Below are 21,882 nucleotides of genomic sequence, written 5' to 3'. Positions count from 1 at the left end.
TCGCACAGAATGGTGAGGATTTCCTCACGTTTGCGACCTGGACAAGCGTTCTACCAGGTAGTAGGCGTGACGCAGGTCACAAATCGGCTTCACAAGTGACTCGCGGGTAGGGAGAGAACGCGCTGGCCGGGCCGAAAACGACCCCGCGCGAAACCTGAGGAACCCCTCATGTTGATCGTTATCAACTCGTTATCTGCGGCTTGCCGCCCGTGCGCGAGTTACACCCCCAGAGGGGCGAAAAGCGCGCAGGGTTCCGACTACCCGAGGCGCCGCGCGAGGGCCTCCGGATCGTCCACCCCGACCACCAGCGCGGCGAACGGCTGACCCGAGAGCTCGATCCGCAACGCGGGCTGCCCCCTCCGCACGTCGACGAACTCGCGCCGCCCTTGTGAGCGCCAGGTGCCGAGTTTGCGGCCGCCGGGCACGCCCAATCCCGGCGCACGGATACCGCGCGGCGCCGACGGCCCGTCGGGACAGACCTCGACGGCACGGATCGAACTCAACGGGACCTCGACGTCGCCATGGAGGGCACCGACCTTCTCCCAGGTCGACAGGGTGAGGCGAAGGGTGCTGTCGGTGACCGTGAGTGTTCCCATGCAGTCAGCTCTACCAAATCGGGCGACGGCCCCGGCCGCGCGACACGGCCGGGACCACACTGTGACCACGGCTCTCACACTCGAATCGCGGCCGCCGCCTCGCCCGACTCCAGCTCCCCCGGCGCCTCGACGAAGTCGCGGGACCGGATGAGCAGCAGCGTCGCGACCGCCGCCAGCACCGCGGTCGCCGAACCGATCAGCAGGATGCTGTCGAGCGCCTCCGCATATCCGGTGCCGGCGGCCCGCGCCGCGAGCCCACGGAGTTCGGGCGGCAGCGAGCCGATCGCCGACGCGGTGCTGCCGCTACTGACCGCGTCCGCGAACTCCCCCGCCCGGCCCGCGAGCGGACCGTCCGACAGTGCGGCGCGCACCGAGTCGTCCATTCGCGAGGCCAGCAGACTGCCGAGGGCGGCGACGCCGGTCGCGATGCCGACCTGTCGGAACGTCGAGTTGATGCCCGAGGCCATGCCCGCGCGGTCCTGCTCGACGACGCCGACCGCGGTCGAGGCAAGCGGCGGGTTGATCAGCCCGGCCCCCGCTCCGGCCACGAGGAAGCCCGGGACGAACTGGGTCCAGCTGCCCGCCGGGTCGACGCCGCGCATCAGCCACAGTCCGGCCGCGACCAAGACGAACCCGGGGGCGATCAGCCAGCGCACCGGGACCACGTCGCTCAGCCGGCCCGCCACCCCGGCGGTCACGAAGATCGCGAGGGTCAGCGGCAGGAACCGCAGCCCGGTCTCGACGGCCGAGTAGCCCTGGATGCCCTGCAGGAAGATCACCAGATAGGTCAGCAGCGAGAAGAGCGAGGCTGAGATGGCCCAGGCGGCGATCAACCCGCCGCCGAAGGTCGGTACCCGCAGCAGGCTGAGGTCCAACATCGGTGCGGCCGAAGTCTTTTCGATGACAACGAAGGCCACGAGGAGCACCACGGATGCCGCCAGCGAACCGGCCACCGTGACCGACCCCCAGCCGTCGGCGTGGCTGCGGATCAGCCCGAACACCAGCGCACCGAGCGCGGCGCTGAACGTCACGCAGCCCGCCCAGTCCACTCGGTGCGCGGTCGGTGCCCGCGACTCGTCGACCCGCAACAGCGTCACCGCAAGCGCCGCGATCCCGATCGGGAGGTTGACGAAGAAGATCCACCGCCAGGACAACCCGCTCGTGAGCGCCCCGCCGAGGACCGGCCCCACCGCCACCGCGACACCGGTGACGGCACCGAACACACCGAAGGCGACGCCTCGCTCGCGCGGGGCGAACGCACCCGCCAGCAACGCGAGGGACGTCGCGAACATGATCGCTCCGCCCACACCCTGGATCGCCCGCGAGGCGGACAGCAGCACCAGCGAGTCGGCCACGCCGCAGAGCAGCGACCCGACGGTGAACACGACGAGACCGACCGCGAAGACCAGCCGCCTGCCGTACTTGTCGGCGAGCGTTCCCGCGGTGAGCAGGAAGGCCGCGAGGGTGAGCGCGTAGGCGTCGATCACCCACTGCAGATCGGTGAGCGAGGCGCCGAACTCGCGCTGGATGTCGGGCAGCGCGACATTCACGATCGTCACGTCGAGCAAGAGCATGAACACCCCTGTGCATACGGCAATCAGGGTCCACCATTTCCGAGCCATGACCCACCCCTTTCCTGAGTGTGTACTCAAAAATAACATCATTTCTGAGTGTTGGCTCAAGAATCTTTTCGGGACCGGTAGGCTCGGCTCACCATGACCACCGCACCCGCCCCGCGCCGCGGCAGGCCACCCTCCGGCGGCCGCGAGGAGATCCTGTCCGCGACCCTCGCCGTACTGCGCGAACGCGGCGTCGCGAAGCTGACCACCCGGGAGGTCGCGAAGCGGGCCGGAGTGTCCGAGGGCAGCATCTATTACCACTTCACGGACCGTTTCGGCCTGCTGCTGGCGGTGTTCGAGAGGGGGCTGCGCCCGCTGGCCGACCTCAACCAGCGGGGGTTCGCCGGGACCGACCTGCGCAGCACCCTGGCCGGATTCATGGCGGCGGTCGAGGCATTCCTGGACCCGGCGATGGACGTGCTCACCGCGGCGCAGTCCGATGCCGACCTGCGCGAGGCGCTCGGCGCGCACATGCGCGACAACGATCTCGGCCCGCATCGCGGGATCACGATGATGGGCGGCTACCTCGCACAGCAGCAGCGCCTGGGCGTCGTGCGCGCCGACGTCGACCCGGAGACCGTCGCCTACACGCTGGTGAGCGGCTGCTTCATGCGCGCCTCCCAGGAGCGGATGGTCGGTCACACGCTCGGCGTCGCCTCACGCGAGCAGCAACTGGACATGCTCATGACGCTGCTCGCGCCCACCGGTGACGCCGTGAAGTAGGCTGTTTCGGCACGCGCGAGTGGCGGAATTGGCAGACGCGCCAGGTTTAGGTCCTGGTGTCTCAGGACGTGGGGGTTCAAGTCCCCCCTCGCGCACCACGAGCAGTTCCACGAACTGCGGAACTACCCGACCTGCTGACGGCGCACCATCTCGTCGATCCAGATGGGCGCGAACGGCGACGTGCAGTTCGGCGGCGTCGGGTAGTCCTTGAGCACCTCGAGGCGCTCACCGATGTCGATGGCCCTGGCGCGGTGCTCGGCGTGCTCGATCCCGATCTGGGCCAGGCAGTGGTTCATCGCCCACTGCAGGCGATCCGGGGCGTCCTTCATCTCCGCCTCGATGATGTCGAGCAGCCCCGCGAGGTCGAGACCCTCGGGTGTCTTCGCCACCCGTTCGGTGGTCAGCGCCCAGCCGGCACTCGCGACCACCGGATCCGGATCGGCGAACCAGGCCAAGCGCAGCTCTTCGGAATGCGGGCTCTTCTTCACCACGTAGTTCACGAGCCAGTCGTGCACCTTGGGGGTGCGCGCCTCCCGCACCATGGCGTCCAACTCGTCGCGGTCGAACGCCTTCGGGCGGCAGATCAGGATCGCCAGCAGTCTCGCCGCGGAATCGTCCGTCGCCCAGAGCCGGCGCGCGAGTTCCTGCTGGGTCTTCAGCCGCTTCGCGATCGCGCGCAGCTTGCCGAGGTTCACACCGTGATCGTCACCGTGCTTCTCGTTCACCCTGCGCGCCTTCGGGTCCTCGAGCACGGCCAGCTCGGCCACCACCTCGGCCACCGTCGCATCGGTCACCTCAGGCTCCCGTCCATCTGGAGATCACCGGGAAGGTCCCGGATCGGGGCATCACGACGACTTCTCCGCGATGATCTGGATGAGGTTGCCGCACGTGTCGTCGAAGACGGCCACGACCGCGGTGCCGATATCGGTCGGCGGTTGTGTGAACACCACACCCCTCGCGGTCAGCCGGGCATGCTCGGCCTCGACGTCGTCGACGGCGAATTGCGCGAGCGGAATGCCGTCCTCGGCAAGGGCGTCCCGGTACGGCTTCACCGCCGGATGGTGCGCCGGCTCCAGCAGGAGCTGCGGGCCGTCGGGCGATTCGGGCGAGACGACCGTGAGCCACGAGTCGTCGCCGAGGGGAATGTCGTGATGCTTCGTGAAGCCGAGCACATCGGTGTAGAAGGCGAGCGCCGCTCGCTGGTCGTCGACGAACACACTCGTCAGATTGATTCTCATCGATCGTCTCTCTCTCGGACAGGCCATCGTCTGGCGATCTCGGCGAGTGGCTCGGAATTGAAGTAGTGGAACTTCGATCGTCCGCGCCGCTCCGTCACGACCAGCCCCGCCGACTCGAGCACGCCGAGGTGCTGAGAGATCGCCTGCCGCGTGAGGCCGAGGCCATGTCGCACCGTGAGCAGGGAGCAGATCTCGAACAGCGTCTGGCCGTCGCTCGCCGCCAGTTCGTCGAGGATGACACGCCTCGTCTCGTCATCGAGGGCGCGGTAGACCGTGACCACGACCCCACCATAGGCAAGTCATCACTTGCGTATCAAGGCCCCGGCGATCGCGGGCCCGGCGAGGGTGATCCACGCCTCCCAGGCTCCGTACCGGCGGCTCCGCCGGCTCGGGTACCGTCGTTGTGTGGCCAGTTCACCCTCCCGTCGCAGACCAGCGCTGATTCTGTTCGTCGTCATCGCTGCGGCCGGGTGTCTCGCGCTCGGGTGGTGGCAGTGGACCCGTTTCGAGGCCGTCGGCGGAACCGGACAGAACCTGGGCTACGCCTTCCAGTGGCCGCTGTTCGCGGCGTTCGTGGTGTACGCGTACCGGCGGTTCGTGCAACTCGAGGACCGCGACCCGTCCGAGGACGCGGCCTCCACCTCCGAGGTCCGCGAGATCCCCGCGGACGTGCTGCCCACGCGTACCAGGTCGGGCGACCAGCGACTGGACGCGGACAACCCGGACGACGAAGCCCACCAGGCGTACAACAACTACCTCGCGCAGCTCAGAGCAGGCGAGGCCGATAGGAGCAGCACGTGAGCACGGCCCCCGACGAGACCGTCACCGCGACCGAAGTTCGCGACACCAAGAAGATCGCCTCGGCGCTGCTGCGCTACCGCGTCCTCGCCTACGCCACCGGCATCTGGCTGCTCGTGCTCACCGCGGAGATGGTCGCGAAGTACGTGTTCAAGGTCGACAACCTGCCGAGCTGGATCGCGATCGTGCACGGCTGGGTCTATTTCGTCTACCTGATCCTGACGATGGACCTCGCGGTGAAGGTGCGCTGGCCCGTTGGCCGCACCATCGGCACCCTGCTCGCCGGCACCGTCCCGTTCCTGTCGTTCTTCGTCGAGCACTGGCGCACCCAGCAGGTCAAGCGCGACTTCGGCGTCTGATCCAGCTCTAGGACCCGCCGCCGACCAGGATCACGGGCTGCCCCGTCAGGTACGCGATCAGATAGGTGATCCAGCCCTGCGGCGTCACTGGGATCATCATCGGCGACATCTGCACATCCTCACAGGCGACGGTCGGGGCGCAGGCCGCCCCGCTGGCCCGTCGAGTGTGCACCTTCCGACGCGTCGCCCGAAAGGGAATGCCCGGAACTGCACACTCGACGGACGGGCGGGCCTAGCTGTCGGCCAGCGCGGCGATCGCGGGCACCAGCTGCGCCAGCGCCCGGCCGCGATGCGAGGCCGCGTCCTTCTCCTCGGGGGTCAGCTGCGCCGCCGAGCGCGACTCCCCCACCGGCACGAACACCGGGTCGTAGCCGAACCCGCCGTCGCCGCGGGGCTCCCTGGCGATGGCGCCGGGCCAGGTGCCACGCACCACCGACTCCTCGCCGCCGGGCACCACGAGGGCGCACGCGGAGACGAACGCCGCTCCCCTGCGCTCGTCCGGCACATCGGAGAGCTGCGCGAGCACCAGCGCCGTGTTCGCCGCGTCGTCGCCGTGTCCGCCCGACCACCGCGCGGACAGCACCCCCGGCATCGCGTTCAGCGCGTCCACCTCGAGCCCCGAATCGTCCGCGACGCACGGCAGCCCGGTGGCCGCAGCGCCGTCGCGGGCCTTGGCCAGCGCGTTGCCCTCGAAGGTCGCCTCGGTCTCCGGCGCCTCCGGGAACGGCGGCACCTCGTCGAGGCCGACGAGGTCGATACCGCTCACCCCGGCCGCCTCGAGCACTCGCCGAAGCTCCTTGAGCTTCTTGGCATTTCGACTGGCGACGAGGAGCCGGACGGTGTCAGGCACCGAACTTCTTCTTCGCCGCCTCGGGCTCCTTCGGCTCGGGCAGCTCGCCCGGGTACGGCAACGCGAGCGCCTGCTTCTGCACCTCGAACAGCTGCTCGCAGCCGGCCAGTGCGGAATCGAGCAGCTTGTCCAGCGTGGTGCGCGGGAAGGTCGCGCCCTCTCCGGTGCCCTGCACCTCGACGAGGGTGCCGGTGTCCGTGGCGACGACGTTCATGTCGACCTCGGCGCGCGAATCCTCCTCGTAGGGAAGGTCCAGCCGCACCCGGCCGTCGACGACGCCGACGCTGACCGCGGCGATCGCGCAGGAGAGCGGCTGCGGATCGGCCAGCCGGCCGGCTGCGCGCAGGTAGGTGACGGCGTCCGCCAGCGCGACGTAGGCGCCGGTGATCGCGGCGGTGCGGGTGCCGCCGTCGGCCTGCAGCACGTCGCAGTCGATGGCGATGGTGTTCTCGCCGATCGCGGCGAGGTCGATGCAGGCGCGCAGCGAGCGGCCGACGAGCCTGCTGATCTCCTGCGTGCGCCCGCCGACCTTGCCCTTGACGGACTCGCGGCCGCTGCGGGTGTGGGTCGCGGCGGGCAGCATCGCGTACTCGGCGGTCAGCCAGCCGAGGCCCGAGCCCTTGCGCCAGCGCGGCACGCCCTCCTCGACGCTCGCGGTGCACATCACGCGGGTGCCACCGAATTCGACGAGAACCGAGCCGGCCGGATGGCTCGTGAAGCCCCGGGTGATCCGTACCTCGCGGAGTTCGTCGTCCGCCCTGCCATCCAGTCGTCTGCTCACGGTCGCAAGCCTAGACGTCCCGCGACTCAGATCTCGAAGACGTCCCCGGGCGAGACGGCGTGGACGGGTCCGGAGAACTCGGCCTTGGCCTCGGCGATGACGTCCTCGCGCGAGGTCCACGGCGGGATGTGCGTGAGCAGCAGCTCGCCGACCCCGGCCATGGCCGCGACCTGTCCTGCCTCGGTTCCGGAGAGGTGGATGCCCTTCGGCCGGTCGGGGTGATGTGTCCAGGAGGCCTCGGCCAGAAGCACATTCGCGCCACGCGACAGCTCGACCACCTCGTCACACATCCCGGTGTCGCCGGTGTAGACGAGGGTCCGGCCGGCGGGGTCGCTGATCCGCAGCCCGTACGCCTCCGGGGGATGGAACACCCGGCGCGAGGTGACGGTCAGGGCGCCGTGGCTCATGGATCCGCCGTCGGTGAAGGTGCGCAGGTCGATCGTGTCGGAGATGTCGTCGAACTCGCCGCCGCACTCCGAGGAGGCGGCCCCGATCCGGCAGGCGGTGTCCGTCGGTCCGCAGACGACGGCCCGGCCGACCGGCGGATTGGGGTGGTAGCGGCGCCACACCAGCAGCCCCGGCAGGTCGAGGCAGTGATCCGCGTGCAGGTGGGTCAGGAAGATCGACACCTGACCGGGGTCGGCATAGCGCTGCAGCGCTCCGAGCACGCCGGGGCCGAAGTCGAGAACCGCGGGCGGGGTGTCCGGAGCGGTCAACAGGTAGCCCGAGGCGGGCGAGTCGGGGCCCCCGACGCTGCCCGAACAACCCAGGACGGTGATGCGCATGTTTCCCATGCTGCCACGACCACCTGATCCGGAAAAAGCTTCGGGTGGAATCGAGACCAAACGCGGCGCCGCCGTCCGCTGCGCCGGGCGTCACACCTGCGCCTTCGCTACCGGTTCAACGCCTTCGCCTCGCGCGCCTTGCGGACATCGGAGGCCAGCACCCAGGCGGCGACGACACCGCCGACCGCGCCGAACAGGTGCCCTTCCCAGGAGATCCCGGGCTGGCCGGGGAGCACGCCCCACAGGGCCCCGCCGTAGATCAGCAGAACCACCAGCCCGAGGGCCATCTGCCCGAAATGCCGGGCGAAGATGCCGCGGGTGATCAGGTAGGTCAGCCAGCCGAACACCAACACCGAGGCGCCGAGATGGTTGTTCACCGAGCCGAACAGCCACACCCCGACTCCGCCGATCACCCAGATGATGCCGGTGGCCGCGAGACCACGCCCGATGCCCGACAGCATGACCAGGAATCCGAGGACCAGCAACGGAATCGTGTTCGCGACCAGGTGCGCCCACCCGCCGTGCAGCACCGGCGCGAAGACGATCCCCCACAGACCGTCGACGGTCCGCGGCTGGATGCCGCCGTTGTCGAGGCTGCCCTTGACGAGCATGTCGATGAACTCGAGGACGTACAGCCCGACCACGAAGCCACCGATCACCGCGGCCGCCTGCTGCCACATCGGGCGCTCGGCCGCCGGCTTGGTCGCGGGCGGGTTCGACGGCGTCGACAGGGCGGGGTTGGTGTACTTGAACGGGTCACCCGGGGTGCTCATCCGAACCTCTTTCCGTCACGCCCACAGCTGCCCTTCCAGGGCCGCCTCCGCATCCTCGAGGGTACCGGCGTACGCACCGGTGGACAGATACTTCCAGCCGCCGTCGGCCACGATGAAGGCGATGTCGGCGCGGGCTCCCGCCTTGACGACCTTGGCCGCGACCCCGAGGGCCGCGTGCAGAACGGCTCCGGTCGAGACGCCCGCGAAGATGCCCTCCCGCTCGATCAGTTCCCGCGTCCGCCGCACCGCGTCGAACGGCCCGACCGAGAACCTCGAGGTGAGCACCGACTCGTCATACAGCTCGGGGATGAAGCCCTCGTCGATGTTGCGCAGGCCGTAGACCAGTTCGCCGTAACGCGGCTCGGCGGCGACGATCTCGATCCCCGGGACGTGTTCGCGCAGAAAACGTCCCGTGCCCATCAGGGTGCCGGTGGTACCGAGTCCGGCGACGAAGTGCGTGATCTCCGGTAGGTCGCGCAGCAGCTCCGGTCCGGTGCCCTCGTAGTGCGCGGCCGGGTTCGCCGGGTTTCCGTACTGGTAGAGCATCACCCACTCGGGGTGCTCCGCGGCGATCGCCTTCGCCCGCGCCACCGCCTCGTTGGATCCGCCGCGCGCGGGCGAGTCGATGATCTCGGCGCCGAACATGGTCAGCAGCTGCCTGCGCTCGATCGAGGTGTTCTCCGGCATAACGCACACCAGCCGGTAGCCCTTGAGCTTGGCGGCCATCGCCAGCGAGATCCCGGTGTTGCCACTGGTCGGCTCCAGGATGGTGGCGCCGGGCGCGAGCAGCCCGTCCCGCTCGGCCTGCTCGATCATCCGCAGCGCGGGCCGATCCTTCACCGAGCCGGTGGGGTTGCGGTCCTCGAGCTTGGCCCACAGCCGCACCGGCGCCTCCCCGGTCCAGCGTGGGGACAGGTGCGGCAGCCCGACCAGCGGTGTGTCGCCCAGGGTCTCGATCAGCGAGTCGTACCGGGCCACCTCGGATCAGCCTCCGGCGACCGCGGGCAGGATGGTGACCGAGTCCCCGTCGGCCACCTCGGTGTCCAGCCCGCCCGAGAAACGCACGTCCTCGTCGTTGACGTACACGTTGACGAACCGGTGCAGCTTGCCGTCGTTGATCAGCCGCTCCTTGAGCCCGGCATGATTGGCCTCGAGGTCGTCGATCACCGCGGCCAGAGTGGAACCCGTTGCCTGCACCCGCTTCTCACCGTCGGTGTGGTTGCGGAGGATGGTGGGGATGGAAACGATGACGGCCATCGGGGCTCCTAGTGGGGGTTCTGTGCGTACGGGTAGGTCTGCACCATGTCGACCGGTTCCTCGGTGACCACGCCGTCGACGATCCGGTAGCTGCGCAGCTCGTGCGCGTCCGGATCGCGGGTGGAGATCAGCACGTAGTGCGCGTCGGGCTCGGAGGCAAAGGAGATGTCGGTGCGACTGGGGTAGGCCTCGGTCGCGGTGTGCGAGTGATAGATCACCACCGGCGCCTCGTCGGCAGCCTCCATCGCACGCCAGAGCCGCAACTGCTCGCCGGAGTCGAACCGGTAGAAGGTCGGTGAGCGCTCGGCGTTGATCATCGGGACGTGCCGCAGCGGCCGGTCGCTGCCCTCGGGCCCGGCGATGATGCCGCAGGCCTCATCGGGATGGTCTGCACGGGCGTGCGCGACCATGGCCTCGACGAGGTCGGATCTGATCACCAACACCTGCGCCTCCCGATGTGTTCGCCCAGCTTAGACGTCGAATGCTGACGGAAACAGCTCCCGATAGCTCGGTATTCCCGCGACCGGCGTCGCCGCGAGGACCGCCCCGACGATCGCTCGCGCCACCGCGTCGGCCGCGGCCGCGCACACCGCGTCGAGCAGCGCCAGCTCCGGCGGGAAGGCGGCGGGCATCGGCACCGGGGCGGGCGCGGGCGCCCTCGAGCCGGTTGCCAGGGCGAACAACGTGTCCCCGTCGAGCGGCGAATGCGCGGGCCGGATCGCCCTGGCCAGGCCGTCGTGGCCCGCGACGGCGACGCGCCTGCAGCCGGCCTTGCTCAGTGCGGCGTCGGTCGCCACCACCCCGATGGTGGTGTTCAGGACGGTGCCCTTCTGGCCGAGCTCGATCGCCGCGGCCAGGTCGGTGGCATCAGGGACCCGCAGGCCCCAGCTCGCGGCCTCGGCCACCCCGACCCCCCACGGCAGACCGGTGCCCGGATCGAACACGGAGCCAACGGGATTGGCGACGATCAGCGCCGCGACCGTGACGCCCTCGGCCGCCCCGGCACCGAGCACCAGGCTGGCGGTGCCGACACCGCCCTTGAGCACCCCCGCGCGCGCTCCGACCCCGGCGCCGACCGATCCGACCGCGAACCGCTCGGCCGCCGCCTCCGCCGCGAGGAAGCCGTGGTCCGAGGTCGGCCGTACCGACCAGTCCCCCACCGGCAGATCGAAGATCACCGCTCCCGGCACGATCGGCACGACGTGACCGTCGGCGTCCATCGGGATCCCGCGGCCGTGCTCCTCGAGCCAGCGCATCACCCCGTCCGCGGCGGCCAACCCGTAGGCGCTGCCCCCGGTCAGCAGCACCGCGTCCACCTGCTGGACGGTGTGGCTCGGATCGAGCAGGTCGGTCTCGCGGGTGCCGGGTCCGCCGCCGCGCACATCGACGGACGCCGTGGCGCCGCCGGGCGCCAGCACCACTGTGCAACCCGTCGCCCGCCCGGAGCCGAGTGTGGCGTCCCCGTCCAGCTCGTGGTGGTGCCCGACCAGCAGGCCCTCGACGTCGGCGAGCGAGTTCCGCGGCCCCGTCCGCACCCCCGCGCCCGTCACGGGACGAGGACCTGTACCAGGGAGTCCTGCATCCAGGTGAGCCAGTGGTAGACGTCCAGGTGCGGCGCCCGCGGGTCATCGGGCTCGAGCTCGTCCGGGGTGTCGGCGTCGATCCCGATGGTGGTCCCGAGGGCCAGGCGCACATCGTTGAGGCCGGCGAGCCACGCGTCGGCCTGTTCCGGGGTCAGCGAGACCTTGCCGCCCTCGGGCGGCACCGTCTGCAGGATCACCGAACCCGCCGCCAGCTTGGCGTCGATGATCTCCGGCTCGTGCAGACTGCGCAGTGCCGCATTCATGTTCGCGCCCTGCGCCGCGGTGCCCTCGCGATCGGCCTCGGCCCGGTAGAAGTTCGGCAGCAGGCGGGCCAGCGTGGCATCCGTTGGGGCGTCACTGTTCCCGGTGCGCAGACCGGTCAGTTCCGCGAGATCGTCCTGGGGTACGGCGGCGGCCCGGTCCTCGAGCAGCGACAGGACGGACGACACCAGCGACCGCAGGACCGAGGCCTCTCGTGCGTCCATCTCGGAGCGAATCTTCACGCCGCCCAGCGAATTCTTTCGGCTCCATGTGCGCACGTTGCGTACCTGCGGGTCCTTTCGGGATCGGTGGTCCGGGATTGCCGCTAGCTGTCGCGCTGCATCGTCGCCCACAACCCGGCCTGGTGGAGACGGTTCACATCGTGCTCCATCTTGTCGCGGGATCCGGACGACACGACGGCCTTACCCTCCTTGTGGACCTGCATCATCAGGTCGGTGGCCCTCGCCTTGCTGTAGCCGAACAGCTTCTGGAAGATGAAGGTCACGTAGTGCATGAGGTTCACGGGGTCGTCCCAGACGACGGTCACCCAGGGCTTGTCCTCCGCTTCCAGGATCTCCTCGACCTCGGATTCGGCTGGCGTGACCTGCGGCGACGCTGCGGGCATCCTCGCCATCGGGATAGTTGTCGGGCACTCGGCCATAGGTCCAGAGTACGACGTGCTCAGGAAAGAGAAAACCTCCGAACGCATGACGTCGCGCTCCCCGCGGCGGGCCCGCGACTCGTATGGTGGGCGCGTGACGAACAACGCCTCGGACTGGTCCCAGCCGAAGACGAGCACCGCACTGCTCACCGACCAGTACGAGCTGACGATGCTCTCGGCGGCGCTCGGCGACGGTTCGGCCCACCGACGCTGCAGCTTCGAGATCTTCGCGCGCAGGCTGCCCGCCGGGCGTAGGTACGGCGTCGTCGCAGGCATCGGCCGGTTGCTCGACGCACTGCCCCGGTTCCGGTTCGGCGAGCCCGAACTGGCCGTCGTGTCCGAGTTCCTGAACGAGCAGACGGTGGACTGGCTGCGGAACTACCGCTTCTCCGGCGACATCGACGGCTACCGGGAGGGCGAGCTGTACTTCCCCGGCTCGCCGATCCTGTCGGTGCGCGGCACCTTCGCCGAATGCGTGCTCCTGGAGACGCTGACGCTGTCGATCCTCAACCACGACAGCGCGATCGCCTCCGCCGCCGCGCGCATGGTCAGTGCAGCCGCGGGCCGGAGGATGATCGAGATGGGCTCGCGTCGCGCCCACGAGGAATCGGCCGTGGCCTGCTCGCGCGCGGCATACCTGGCCGGATTCACGGCCACCTCGAATCTGGAGGCCGTCCGCCGCTACGGCGTGCCGGGCGCCGGCACCAGCGCGCACGCGTTCACGCTGCTGCACAACACCGTCGCGGGTCCGGACGAGGCGGCCGCCTTCCGCGGTCAGATCGCGGCGCTCGGACTCGGCACCACCCTGCTGGTGGACACCTACGACATCACCGAGGGCGTCAAGACCGCCATCGCCGTCGCCGGCCCCGAGCTCGGCGGCGTGCGGATCGACTCCGGCGATCTCGGGGAGTGGGCCCGCCAGGTGCGCGCGCAGCTCGACGAACTGGGCGCGACGAAGACGAAGATCGTGGTCTCCGGCGACCTGGACGAGTATGCGATCGCGGCGCTGCGGGCCGAACCGGTGGACACTTATGGGGTGGGCACCGCGCTGGTCACCGGCTCGGGCGCGCCCACGGCGGGAATGGTCTACAAGCTGGTGGAGGTGGAGGGCATCCCGGTGGCCAAGCGCAGCAGCCACAAGGAGTCGCGCGGCGGGACCAAGCGGGTGGTCCGTTTCGCCCGGCCGACCGGGACCGCGGTCGAGGAGGTCGCGTTCCCTGCCGACGCGCCCACGCCCGAGAGCGGCGGGCTGATCGCGCACGACCTGCTGGTCCCGATGGTGCGCGGCGGCGAGGTGGTTGCCGGCCTGCCCACCCTGGACGAGGGGCGCGACCTGCTGGCCGAGCGGCTCGTCAGCCTGCCGTGGGAGGGGCTCAAGCTCTCCCAGGGCGATCCCGCGATCCCCACCCGGTTCGTCGGCTAGGGGCGGCGATGAACGTCACCGAGTCCCCCGGCACCCCGAAGCGGGCGCTGATCGTCGTCGATGTGCAGAACGACTTCTGCGAGGGCGGCTCGCTGGCCGTCGCGGGCGGCGCCGCGGTGGCGGCCGACATCTCCGGCCTGCTCGGCTCGGCGGCGGCCGACGAGTACGACGCGATCGTCGCCACTCGGGACTTCCACGTCGACCCCGGCGCGCACTTCTCCGACGAGCCCGACTACGTGGACAGCTGGCCGCCGCACTGCCGGGCCGGGACGCAGGGCGCCGAGTTCCATCCCGCCCTCGACCTGCGATCGGTCGAGGAGGTGTTCTCCAAGGGCGCCCACTCGGCCGCCTACTCGGGCTTCGAGGGCTCGGCGGCCTCCGGGCGGCCCCTCGCGGACTGGCTGCGTGAACGCGAGATCGCGGCCGTCGACGTGGTCGGCATCGCCACCGACCACTGCGTCCGCGCGACCGCGCTCGACGCGGCGCGGGAGGGCTTCGCGACACGGGTGCTGCTGCGGTACACGGCCGCGGTGTCCCCCGACTCGGTCCCGTCGGTCCTCGAGCGGCTCCGCGGCGCGGGCGTCACGCCGGTGGGTCAGGTCGCTGCGGCGAACTGACGGCGGCGCCGAGTAGCCTTGGTCGGTGCCTGAACTCCCCAACGTGCCCGACCTGCTCTCCGTGGCGGTGCAGGCGTTGGGCGGCGCCGAACGCACCAACCAGCTGACCATGGCGTCGGCGGTCGCGCACGCCATCGACACCGGGGAGCACCTCGCCGTGCAGGCCGGTACCGGCACCGGCAAGTCGCTCGCGTACCTGGTGCCCAGCCTCCGGCACGCCGTCGAGAGCGGCCGCACCGTGGTCATCTCCACCGCCACCATCGCGCTGCAACGCCAGCTCGTCGACCGCGACCTGCCCCGCCTGTCCGATGCCCTCGCGGGCTCGCTCGGCAGGCGGCCGGAGTTCGCGATCCTCAAGGGCCGCAACAACTACCTGTGCCTGAACAAGATCCACACCGGCGCTGCGGAGGAACCGGAGAACGCGGAGCTGTTCGACGCCTTCGCGATCTCCCGGCTCGGCCGCGAGGTGCAGCGGCTGACCAAGTGGTCCTCCGACACCGAGACCGGCGACCGGGACGAGTTGGTGCCCGGTGTGAGCGATCAGTCCTGGCGCCAGGTGAGCGTCACCTCGCGCGAGTGCCTCGGCAAGTCGAGCTGCCCGGTCGGCGAGGACTGCTTCGCGGAGCGGGCGCGGACCGAGGCCTCGAAGGTCGACGTGGTGGTCACCAACCACGCGATGCTCGCGATCGACGCGATCACCGGCATCGCCGTGCTGCCGGAGCACGACGTGGTGGTGATCGACGAGGCGCACGAACTGGTCGACCGGGTGACAGGGGTGGCCACCGCAGAGCTGGCGCCGTCGACCATCAGCGCCGCAGCGCGCAGGTGCGTCAAGCTCGTGGAGGAGCAGGATGCGGACCGGTTCGAGGCCTCCGCGGAGGGCTGGGACGCGGTGCTCGAGGAACTGCACGCCGGCCGCTGGGAGGCACTGCCCGACGGCGCGGGCCACGCACTGGCCGCCGTCCGCGACGCGGCCTGGGCGGTGCGCACCGCGATCGGCCCGTCGCGGCCGGGGATGAGCGCCACCGACCCCGAGGCGGCCGCAGCCCGCAACGCGGCGCTCGCCGCCGTCGACGAGGTGCACGACAACGCCGTCCGGGTGCTCACCGCCTTCGACGAACCGGACCCGGCCAAGCGCCGCGACGTGGTCTGGCTCGCGGACGAGGAGCGCAGGGGCAAGCTCGTGCGGATGGCACCCCTGTCGGTCGGCGGGTTGCTGCGCTCGCGGCTGTTCGCGGAGTCGACCGTTGTGCTCACCTCCGCGACCCTGACGGTCGGCGGATCCTTCGACGGGCTCGCGGTGAACTGGGGCCTGCCCGCCGAGTCCGGCACCCGCGTCGATCCGGCAATGGCGACGGGCACCGAGGCACCCTCGGACGAGGCCGCTCTCCGGTGGAACTCCCTCGACGTCGGCTCGCCGTTCGACCACGCCAAGGCCGGCATCCTATACGTCGCCAAGCACCTACCGGCCCCCGGCCGGGACGGGCTGGCACCGAGCTACCTCGACGAGATCGCCGAACTGGTGACCGCGGCAGGCGGCCGCACCCTCGGCCTGTTCTCCTCGATGCGCGCCGCGAAGGCCGCGGCCGAGGTCATGCGCAAGCGCCTCGACACCCCGGTGCTGTGCCAGGGCGACGACGCCACCGGGCAGCTGGTCCGCGCGTTCGCCGAGGACGAGGCCACCTCGCTGTTCGGCACGCTGTCGCTGTGGCAGGGCGTCGACGTGCCAGGCCCGTCGCTGAGCCTGGTGATCCTGGACCGGATCCCGTTCCCGCGGCCCGACGATCCGCTGCTGGTGGCGCGTCAGCGCGCGGTCGAGTCCCGCGGCGGCAACGGCTTCCTCTCGGTGGCGGGAAACCACGCCGCGCTGCTGCTGGCGCAGGGCGTCGGCCGGCTACTGCGCAGCGTCGACGACCGCGGCGTGATCGCGATGCTGGACTCGCGGCTCGCGACCGCCCGCTACGGCGGCTACCTGCGCGCCTCGCTGCCGCCCTTCTGGGAGACCTCCGACCCCGAGGTCGTGCGCAAGGCGCTGGCGAGGCTGACGGCGGGCTGAGCCCGCGGCCGGTTGCCTACACCCGCCGGTGGGACCACCCCGCCAGTGCGCGAAGCCGAACCCAGTCGACCGCCACCTTGAAGGGTGGCACCCCGGGGCGGTCCCTCGGCAGCCGCACGCGCAGTGCGCCCGGCCTCACGGTGCACCGCACCGGCGTCGTCAGCACGAGCGATTCGCCGTCGACGCCGACCGGTATCTCCGACGCGTCCGCGTCGACGGTCACCTCGAGGGCCGTGTGCTGGGTCATGCCGCGTTCGTGCGCCCGATTGAGCAGGCCGACGGCCTGGCGCGCGCCGTCCACCGCCACCGTCACCACCCCGAGGACACCGCGGTCGAGGCGCGCCCGCCTGCCGAGGCCGGCGAGGTCACTCGTCTGATAGGGGCCGTTGCTCACCAGCACCGCCTGCGGGCCCTCGACCGTGAGGCCGCCCGTGCGGGCGGTCAGTCGCGCCCCCGCGCTGCCGCCCAGCAGGTCCGGCAGCATCCGGAGCACCGTCCCCGTCTTGTCCTCCCGGTACGCCGGACTCTGCACCACCTCGGCGTACACCCCGAAGGAGGCGTTGTTGACGAAGGTGCGCCCGTCGATCTCGCCGAGGTCGACGCGCACCTCGACGCCGTCCCGCAACGCATCGAGGCCCGCGGCCGGATCGTCGCGATCGAGCCCGAGATCCAGCGCGAAGTGATTGCGCGTGCCGGCGCTGATCACCAGGAACGGCAGGTCGTGTTCGGCCGCGACCCCGGCGACCAGTGCCTGGGTCCCGTCCCCGCCCGCCACCCCGAGGAGGTCGGCACCCCTGCGCACCGCATCGCGGGCCAGCGCCTCGACATCGACGGTCCCCGGTCCCTCGAGCAGGGCGACCTCCGCGCCGAGTTCCTCTGCCTTGCGCTGCAGATCGAACCGGGCCACCTTGCCGCCACCCGAGTGCGGGTTCATCACCAGGAACGGGTGCCGGGGCGGCGGGACGGTGCGCTCGTCCATGACGGACTCGGCGCGCTCGGCCTCGAGCGCGGTGCGGGCGCACAGGGCCGCGAGGAGCACGAGCGCGTACGAGACCACCACAACCCACAGCAGGTTCGCGCTCACGAACGCGGACAGCACCGCGATCGGGACAAGCACGGCAACACCCAGCCAGATCCACCGCGGCACCCCGCGATGGGTGAGGAACCAGTACAGCGCGGCCACCATCACCGCGACCCCGCCGATGCCGGTGGCAAGCAGCACCAGCGTGCCCAGCAGGCCCGCGGCCACGATCGGGACGACCGCCGCGGTCACGGCCGCCGCGAACGCCGCCCTGGCCCACCAGCGCCGGTTCCGGCCCGGGTCAACCGACCGGGCCACTTCAGAGTCCGGACCGCGCGACGATCCGCCCATCGGCGATCGCCTCGAGCAATGCCGCGTGATCGTGAGCGGTCTGCGCGGCGTAGGACTGTGCGAACGCCGTGACGGCCTCGTCGAACTCGGCGCTCGACCCGAGGTACTCGGCGATCGCGATCCGGTCGCCCGCCCTGGCGTGCGCATAGGCCAGGGCGCGGCCACACAGGCGCCCGTACAGTGTCATTCCCGTTGGCGTCATCGCCTCGATCACCGCCGACCCCTTGCCATCTCGCAACTGCCTGAGGTAGTAATCGCGCCGTACACCGTCCACCCCGACGCCCGCCTGCCACCCGAGGAAGATGTCGCTCGCGGCCTGCATGAGCCGCTGACCGTGGACCACCCGCTCGCCCTGTTGCTCGAACGAGGGGCCCTCGAGGTACTCCGACAGCACCGACGGCACCGCCTCCTTGGCCTGCAGGAACAGCGGGTCCTCGTCGTCGACGCCGCGCAGCAGGATGATCCAGGATCGCGTGCCGACGCTGCCGACCCCGACCACCTTGCGGGCCAACTGCACCAACTCGAACTGCTGGAGCGGCACCCGGCGGTCCCACTGCAGCGTCGAGCTGTAGTCGCTCAACCGCTGTCGCAGCTCGCGATACAGCTCGACGGCATCCGCGTCGGCGAAGACCTCCTCGATGGGGACCAGCAGTGGTGGATTGCTGAGGATCGTCCGTCTGCCGTCGACCACCGTGGTCAGCTTCCCCAGCGCCTGGACGCTGTCGCGGCTCCACGACTTCTCCAGCATCTTGCGCATTCGCTTGCTCGACGACGAGTCCAGCTGATCGGCCAGCTCCACCAGTTCCTCGGTTGGCTCGATGTGGGAGTACCACACCGCAAGCGTGCCCCGCTCCGCCTGCAGAGCCATCGTCTCCCGGTATTCGGCTGCGCACGCCCTGGCGATCCTGGCCCGCTGCTTGTGGCTGAATCCGGTGTCCCGCGACGCGACCTCGAGGCTGGCGACCAACCGCTTGACGTCCCACTCGAACGGACCGGGATAGGTCTCGTCGAAGTCGTTGATGTCGAACGCCAGCCTGCGTTCCGGTGTCGCGTAGATCCCGAAATTGCTCAGATGAGCGTCCCCACACAGGTGGGTGTTCAGGCCCGTGGACGGGGTGCGCGAGAGGTCGTCCGCCATGACGAGGGCGGCACCGCGGTAGAAGGCGAAGGCCGAGGAGGCCATCCGCCCGTATCGAACCGGCACGAGCTGCGGGATCCGGGGCGCCGCCTGCTTCTGGAGCAAGCCGATCGGGTCACGCGAGGCTCCCGGGTTGTGCTCCGCGAGCGCCTCGAACGGCGTCTGCCTGCGCGCGGCGCGACCTCGCTCCGCGCGCTCGTCCCTGCTCGGGTGTGCACCCGATTCCGCTGTCGGCGCCACGGCATTCATTGTCCACGCCGCAGCGCGTTTCCACATGTGGTTCGCGCCCATCCGTTGCCGGATTGCTGCGCGGCCCACCGCAACCGGTCTACAGGTGCGGCACCGCCATCAGGCCCAGTTCGGCGTCGGAGGCCAGCAGCGGGTGGTGCGGCAGCACCCGCACCGTATAGCCGACCGCACCGGAATGCGGGACCGTGGTGTCGGCGACGAACAGCTCGCCGAGCTCGTCCGAACCCGCGTGCCGCATCGGCACGGTGACCACGTCGGTCAGTTCCTCGTCCGCCCCGACCCGGCCGAGCACCGCCTGCACGGTGACCTCGGCGACCGCGAGCCCGGCCAGCCGCAGATACGCGCGCAGCGACAGGTCCGCGCCGATCACCGGGGTGTCCGGCAGCCCGGAGCTGTCCACCTGGACGACCTGCACATCGGGCCAGGCCGCCTCGACGCGGCCGCGGTACTCCGCGACCTGCCGCGCCGCCGCGAAGCCGTCCGCGACCGCCGCCCTCGCGGACCGGGCCGCCGGCGCGTAGTACTCGACGGCGTAGTCGCGAACCATCCTCGACGCCAACACCTTCGGTCCCAGGTGCTGCAGGGTGTGCCGGACCATCTGCACCCAGCGGGCCGGGACCCCGTCCGCGTCGCGGTCGTAGAACTTCGGCAGCACCGACCGCTCCAGCAGCTCGTACATCGCGCCTGCCTCGAGGTCGTCGCGGCGCACCTCGTCGGTCACGCCGTCCGCGGTGGGGATCGCCCAGCCGTTCTCGCCGTCGTACATCTCGTCCCACCAGCCGTCGCGGATGGACAGGTTCAGCCCACCGTTGAGCGCCGACTTCATCCCCGACGTGCCACAGGCCTCCAACGGGCGCAGCGGGTTGTTCAGCCAGACGTCGCAGCCCCAGTACAGGTACCGGGCCATCGACATGTCGTAGTCCGGCAGGAACACGATCCGGTGCCGGACGTCGGGGTCGTCCGCGAAGCGCACCACCTGCTGGATCAGTGCCTTGCCGCCCTCGTCGGCCGGGTGGCTCTTGCCCGCCACCACGAGCTGCACCGGCCGGTCGGGGTCGAGCAGCATCGCCCGCAGCCGGTCCGGGTCGCGCAGCATCAGGGTCAGCCGCTTGTAGGTCGGGACCCGGCGGGCGAACCCGACGGTCAGCACCTCGGGATCGAAAACATCCGAAACCCAACCGAGTTCGGCCTCGGTCGCGCCGCGCTCGAGCCACGACGCCCGCACCCGCCTGCGAACCTCCTGCACCAGCTGCTCGCGCAGCGTGTTGCGGGTCGACCACAGGTCGGCCGGCGCGATCTCCTGCAGCCGCTCCCAGCCACGCGCCTCCTCGACCAGCTCGGGCCCCACCGCCCGGCGGGCCAGGTCCATCCATTCCCGCGCGGCCCAGGTCGGCGCGTGCACCCCGTTGGTCACCGAGCCGATCGGGACCTCCGCGGCGTCGAATCCCGGCCACAGGCCGTTGAACATGTCCCTGCTGACGATCCCGTGCAGCTTCGAGACGCCGTTGGCGCGCTGGCCGAGGCGCAGGCCCATGTGCGCCATGTTGAACACCGACGGGTCGTTCTCGCGGCCGAGGTCGATGATCCGGTCCACCGACAGCCCCGGCAGCAGGGCGGACTCGTTCTCGCCGCCGGCCCCGCCGAAGTAGTGCCGGACGAGATCCGCCGGGAACCGGTCGATGCCCGCAGGCACCGGGGTGTGCGTGGTGAACACGGTGGCCGCCCGCACCGCGGCGAGCGCGGAGTCGAAGTCGAGGCCGGACCCGGTGATCAACTCCCGAATCCGTTCCACCCCGAGGAAACCCGCGTGGCCCTCGTTCATGTGGAAGACCTCGGGGTCGGCCAGCCCGAGAGAATGGGTGTACGCACGCACCGCGCGCACACCGCCGATGCCCGCGAGGATCTCCTGCTTGATCCTGTGGTCCTGGTCGCCGCCGTACAGGCGGTCGGTCACCCCGCGCATCTCCGGGTCGTTCTCGGCGATGTCGGAGTCGAGCAGCAGCAGTGGCACCCGCCCCACCTGGGCGATCCACACCCGGGCCCGGAGCACCCGGTTGCCCGGCATCGCCACCCGCAACAGCACCGGCGCCCCCGAGCCGGGCTCGGTCAGCAGCCGCAGCGGCAGGCCCTGCGGGTCCAGCGAGGGATAGTGCTCCGCCTGCCAGCCATCGGCGGTCAGCGACTGGCGGAAGTACCCGGACCGGTAGAGGAGGCCGACGCCGATCAGCGGCACACCGAGATCCGAGGCGGCCTTGAGGTGGTCGCCCGCCAGGATCCCGAGCCCGCCGGAGTAGTTCGGGAGCACCTCGCTGACGCCGAACTCCATTGAGAAGTAGGCGATCCCGCCTGCCAGGTCGGCGCCCTTCGCCTGCTGGTTCTGATACCAGCGCGGTTGGCCGAGATAGGTGTCCAGGTCCCGCTCGAGCCGGTCGAGCTCGGCGACGAAGTCCCCGTCGGTCGCGAGCTCGTCCAGGCGCGCGGGAGACACCTCACCGAGCATCCGGATCGGGTCGTGACGAACCTGTGTCCACAGCGCGGGGTCGATCCGGCCGAACAGATCCTGGGTCTCGGGATGCCAGGACCAGCGCAGGTTCGTCGACAGCTGCTCGAGGGCGGCCAGCCTGGCGGGAAGGTGGGCACGGACGGTGAACCGACGCAAGGCTTTCACCCTGCGAAGACTACCCATCGCAGCCGTTTTTGGGAGCGCTGGCCGCGCAGCGACCCGAGCCACCGACGTGTTGCG

24 protein-coding genes and 1 tRNA gene are annotated in these 21,882 nt (G+C 70.6%); 7 read left to right on the top strand and 18 right to left on the bottom strand.

Annotated elements, in window-relative coordinates:
• Nucleotides 1-257: 257 nt before the first annotated feature.
• Complete coding sequence (locus BR31_RS0103790) at nt 258-596, bottom strand: hypothetical protein (RefSeq protein ID WP_027499793.1); 339 nt, start codon at nt 594-596, stop codon at nt 258-260.
• A 74-nt stretch (nt 597-670) separates the two neighbouring features.
• Entirely contained in the window at nt 671-2,170 is a 1,500-nt protein-coding gene (locus tag BR31_RS0103785; protein WP_231496367.1) for an MFS transporter, read from the bottom strand.
• A gap of 141 nt (nt 2,171-2,311) precedes the next feature.
• On the opposite strand from BR31_RS0103785, the gene BR31_RS0103780 reads away from it, so the two are divergent.
• Both BR31_RS0103780 and BR31_RS0103775 read left to right on the top strand, forming a co-directional pair.
• Complete coding sequence (locus BR31_RS0103780; protein ID WP_027499791.1) at nt 2,312-2,938, top strand: TetR/AcrR family transcriptional regulator; 627 nt, start codon at nt 2,312-2,314, stop codon at nt 2,936-2,938.
• Between the two features lie 13 nt (nt 2,939-2,951).
• A tRNA-Leu gene (locus BR31_RS0103775) sits at nt 2,952-3,036 on the top strand.
• 24 nt (nt 3,037-3,060) lie between these two features.
• Here the strand turns inward: BR31_RS0103775 and BR31_RS0103770 are convergent.
• Genes BR31_RS0103770 through BR31_RS0103760 form a run of 3 tightly spaced genes read right to left on the bottom strand, consistent with a single transcriptional unit; the run spans nt 3,061 to nt 4,457 of the window.
• Nucleotides 3,061-3,732, bottom strand: coding sequence for a DNA alkylation repair protein (locus tag BR31_RS0103770; protein WP_027499790.1), 672 nt, complete (start codon nt 3,730-3,732; stop codon nt 3,061-3,063).
• Nucleotides 3,733-3,783: 51 nt separating this feature from the next.
• On the bottom strand, nt 3,784-4,176 hold the full coding sequence (locus BR31_RS0103765; protein WP_027499789.1) for a VOC family protein: 393 nt from the start codon (nt 4,174-4,176) through the stop codon (nt 3,784-3,786).
• On the bottom strand, nt 4,173-4,457 hold the full coding sequence (locus tag BR31_RS0103760) for an ArsR/SmtB family transcription factor (protein ID WP_027499788.1): 285 nt from the start codon (nt 4,455-4,457) through the stop codon (nt 4,173-4,175). The genes BR31_RS0103765 and BR31_RS0103760 overlap by 4 nt, the downstream gene beginning before the upstream one ends.
• Nucleotides 4,458-4,581: 124 nt before the next feature.
• Here BR31_RS0103760 and BR31_RS0103755 point away from each other — a divergent pair, with 124 nt between their 5' ends.
• Both BR31_RS0103755 and BR31_RS0103750 read left to right on the top strand, forming a co-directional pair.
• On the top strand, nt 4,582-4,977 hold the full coding sequence (locus BR31_RS0103755) for a hypothetical protein (RefSeq protein ID WP_027499787.1): 396 nt from the start codon (nt 4,582-4,584) through the stop codon (nt 4,975-4,977).
• A complete protein-coding gene (locus BR31_RS0103750; RefSeq protein WP_027499786.1) occupies nt 4,974-5,333 on the top strand; it encodes a DUF3817 domain-containing protein in 360 nt (119 codons plus the stop codon). Before BR31_RS0103755 ends, BR31_RS0103750 begins: the two co-directional genes overlap by 4 nt.
• Nucleotides 5,334-5,565: 232 nt before the next feature.
• On the opposite strand, the gene rdgB is transcribed toward BR31_RS0103750, so the two are convergent.
• The 10 genes from rdgB to clpS all read right to left on the bottom strand — a co-directional run bounded on the left by rdgB (nt 5,566) and on the right by clpS (nt 12,284).
• Entirely contained in the window at nt 5,566-6,183 is a 618-nt protein-coding gene (rdgB, locus tag BR31_RS0103740; protein ID WP_027499785.1) for an RdgB/HAM1 family non-canonical purine NTP pyrophosphatase, read from the bottom strand.
• A complete protein-coding gene (gene rph, locus BR31_RS0103735; RefSeq protein WP_027499784.1) occupies nt 6,176-6,964 on the bottom strand; it encodes a ribonuclease PH in 789 nt (262 codons plus the stop codon). The genes rdgB and rph overlap by 8 nt, the downstream gene beginning before the upstream one ends.
• A 26-nt stretch (nt 6,965-6,990) precedes the next feature.
• Nucleotides 6,991-7,749, bottom strand: a complete 759-nt coding sequence (locus BR31_RS0103730; protein ID WP_027499783.1) for a cyclic nucleotide-degrading phosphodiesterase — start codon at nt 7,747-7,749, stop codon at nt 6,991-6,993.
• A 107-nt stretch (nt 7,750-7,856) separates the two neighbouring features.
• Nucleotides 7,857-8,522, bottom strand: a complete 666-nt coding sequence (locus BR31_RS0103725) for a rhomboid family intramembrane serine protease (RefSeq protein WP_027499782.1) — start codon at nt 8,520-8,522, stop codon at nt 7,857-7,859.
• A 15-nt stretch (nt 8,523-8,537) separates the two neighbouring features.
• On the bottom strand, nt 8,538-9,500 hold the full coding sequence (locus tag BR31_RS0103720; protein ID WP_027499781.1) for a PLP-dependent cysteine synthase family protein: 963 nt from the start codon (nt 9,498-9,500) through the stop codon (nt 8,538-8,540).
• A gap of 6 nt (nt 9,501-9,506) precedes the next feature.
• Nucleotides 9,507-9,779 carry a MoaD/ThiS family protein gene (locus BR31_RS0103715; protein ID WP_027499780.1) on the bottom strand — a complete coding sequence of 91 codons (273 nt, stop codon included), beginning with the start codon at nt 9,777-9,779 and terminating at the stop codon, nt 9,507-9,509.
• 8 nt (nt 9,780-9,787) lie between these two features.
• Nucleotides 9,788-10,222, bottom strand: a complete 435-nt coding sequence (locus BR31_RS0103710) for a M67 family metallopeptidase (RefSeq protein ID WP_027499779.1) — start codon at nt 10,220-10,222, stop codon at nt 9,788-9,790.
• A gap of 27 nt (nt 10,223-10,249) precedes the next feature.
• Nucleotides 10,250-11,329: a P1 family peptidase gene (locus BR31_RS0103705; RefSeq protein WP_231496366.1), complete on the bottom strand. Its 1,080-nt coding sequence runs from the start codon at nt 11,327-11,329 to the stop codon at nt 10,250-10,252.
• A complete protein-coding gene (gene aosR, locus BR31_RS0103700; protein ID WP_027499777.1) occupies nt 11,326-11,901 on the bottom strand; it encodes an oxidative stress transcriptional regulator AosR in 576 nt (191 codons plus the stop codon). Before aosR ends, BR31_RS0103705 begins: the two co-directional genes overlap by 4 nt.
• Nucleotides 11,902-11,948: 47 nt before the next feature.
• Entirely contained in the window at nt 11,949-12,284 is a 336-nt protein-coding gene (gene clpS, locus BR31_RS0103695) for an ATP-dependent Clp protease adapter ClpS (RefSeq protein WP_027499776.1), read from the bottom strand.
• A 46-nt stretch (nt 12,285-12,330) separates the two neighbouring features.
• On the opposite strand from clpS, the gene BR31_RS0103690 reads away from it, so the two are divergent.
• The 3 genes from BR31_RS0103690 to BR31_RS0103680 are packed head-to-tail and all read left to right on the top strand — an operon-like array spanning nt 12,331 to nt 16,380.
• The gene (locus BR31_RS0103690) at nt 12,331-13,707 is read left to right on the top strand and encodes a nicotinate phosphoribosyltransferase (RefSeq protein ID WP_081830307.1); all 1,377 of its coding nucleotides are present in this window, start codon (nt 12,331-12,333) and stop codon (nt 13,705-13,707) included.
• Between the two features lie 8 nt (nt 13,708-13,715).
• Nucleotides 13,716-14,324 carry an isochorismatase family protein gene (locus BR31_RS0103685; protein ID WP_027499774.1) on the top strand — a complete coding sequence of 203 codons (609 nt, stop codon included), beginning with the start codon at nt 13,716-13,718 and terminating at the stop codon, nt 14,322-14,324.
• Nucleotides 14,325-14,349: 25 nt separating this feature from the next.
• On the top strand, nt 14,350-16,380 hold the full coding sequence (locus tag BR31_RS0103680) for an ATP-dependent DNA helicase (protein WP_027499773.1): 2,031 nt from the start codon (nt 14,350-14,352) through the stop codon (nt 16,378-16,380).
• Between the two features lie 16 nt (nt 16,381-16,396).
• On the opposite strand, the gene BR31_RS0103675 is transcribed toward BR31_RS0103680, so the two are convergent.
• The 3 genes from BR31_RS0103675 to glgP form a co-directional block, all read right to left on the bottom strand.
• Nucleotides 16,397-17,752 (bottom strand): diacylglycerol/lipid kinase family protein, encoded by a 1,356-nt coding sequence (locus BR31_RS0103675; RefSeq protein ID WP_051636942.1) that lies wholly within the window; start codon nt 17,750-17,752, stop codon nt 16,397-16,399.
• A complete protein-coding gene (locus tag BR31_RS0103670; protein ID WP_037175515.1) occupies nt 17,721-19,139 on the bottom strand; it encodes a DUF2252 domain-containing protein in 1,419 nt (472 codons plus the stop codon). Before BR31_RS0103670 ends, BR31_RS0103675 begins: the two co-directional genes overlap by 32 nt.
• Before the next feature lie 79 nt (nt 19,140-19,218).
• Nucleotides 19,219-21,807, bottom strand: a complete 2,589-nt coding sequence (glgP, locus tag BR31_RS0103665) for an alpha-glucan family phosphorylase (protein ID WP_027499770.1) — start codon at nt 21,805-21,807, stop codon at nt 19,219-19,221.
• Nucleotides 21,808-21,882: the final 75 nt, after the last annotated feature.

The organism is Rhodococcus sp. UNC363MFTsu5.1 (assembly GCF_000686785.1).
Classification (GTDB): Bacteria; Actinomycetota; Actinomycetes; order Mycobacteriales; family Mycobacteriaceae; genus Rhodococcus_G; species Rhodococcus_G maanshanensis.
Note: the sequence above shows the minus strand (reverse complement) of the source record. Positions and strands in the feature narration are given on the sequence as shown.

Coding starts and splice junctions, on each gene's coding strand:
- BR31_RS0103690 (WP_081830307.1), top strand. CDS start 12,331: ATGACGTCGCGCTCCCCGCGGCGGGCCCGCGACTCGTATGGTGGGCGC.
- BR31_RS0103765 (WP_027499789.1), bottom strand. CDS start 4,176: ATGAGAATCAATCTGACGAGTGTGTTCGTCGACGACCAGCGAGCGGCG.
- BR31_RS0103675 (WP_051636942.1), bottom strand. CDS start 17,752: ATGGGCGGATCGTCGCGCGGTCCGGACTCTGAAGTGGCCCGGTCGGTT.
- BR31_RS0103670 (WP_037175515.1), bottom strand. CDS start 19,139: ATGAATGCCGTGGCGCCGACAGCGGAATCGGGTGCACACCCGAGCAGG.
- BR31_RS0103785 (WP_231496367.1), bottom strand. CDS start 2,170: ATGCTCTTGCTCGACGTGACGATCGTGAATGTCGCGCTGCCCGACATC.
- BR31_RS0103715 (WP_027499780.1), bottom strand. CDS start 9,779: ATGGCCGTCATCGTTTCCATCCCCACCATCCTCCGCAACCACACCGAC.
- BR31_RS0103780 (WP_027499791.1), top strand. CDS start 2,312: ATGACCACCGCACCCGCCCCGCGCCGCGGCAGGCCACCCTCCGGCGGC.
- BR31_RS0103790 (WP_027499793.1), bottom strand. CDS start 596: ATGGGAACACTCACGGTCACCGACAGCACCCTTCGCCTCACCCTGTCG.
- BR31_RS0103730 (WP_027499783.1), bottom strand. CDS start 7,749: ATGCGCATCACCGTCCTGGGTTGTTCGGGCAGCGTCGGGGGCCCCGAC.
- clpS (WP_027499776.1), bottom strand. CDS start 12,284: ATGGCCGAGTGCCCGACAACTATCCCGATGGCGAGGATGCCCGCAGCG.
- BR31_RS0103685 (WP_027499774.1), top strand. CDS start 13,716: ATGAACGTCACCGAGTCCCCCGGCACCCCGAAGCGGGCGCTGATCGTC.
- BR31_RS0103725 (WP_027499782.1), bottom strand. CDS start 8,522: ATGAGCACCCCGGGTGACCCGTTCAAGTACACCAACCCCGCCCTGTCG.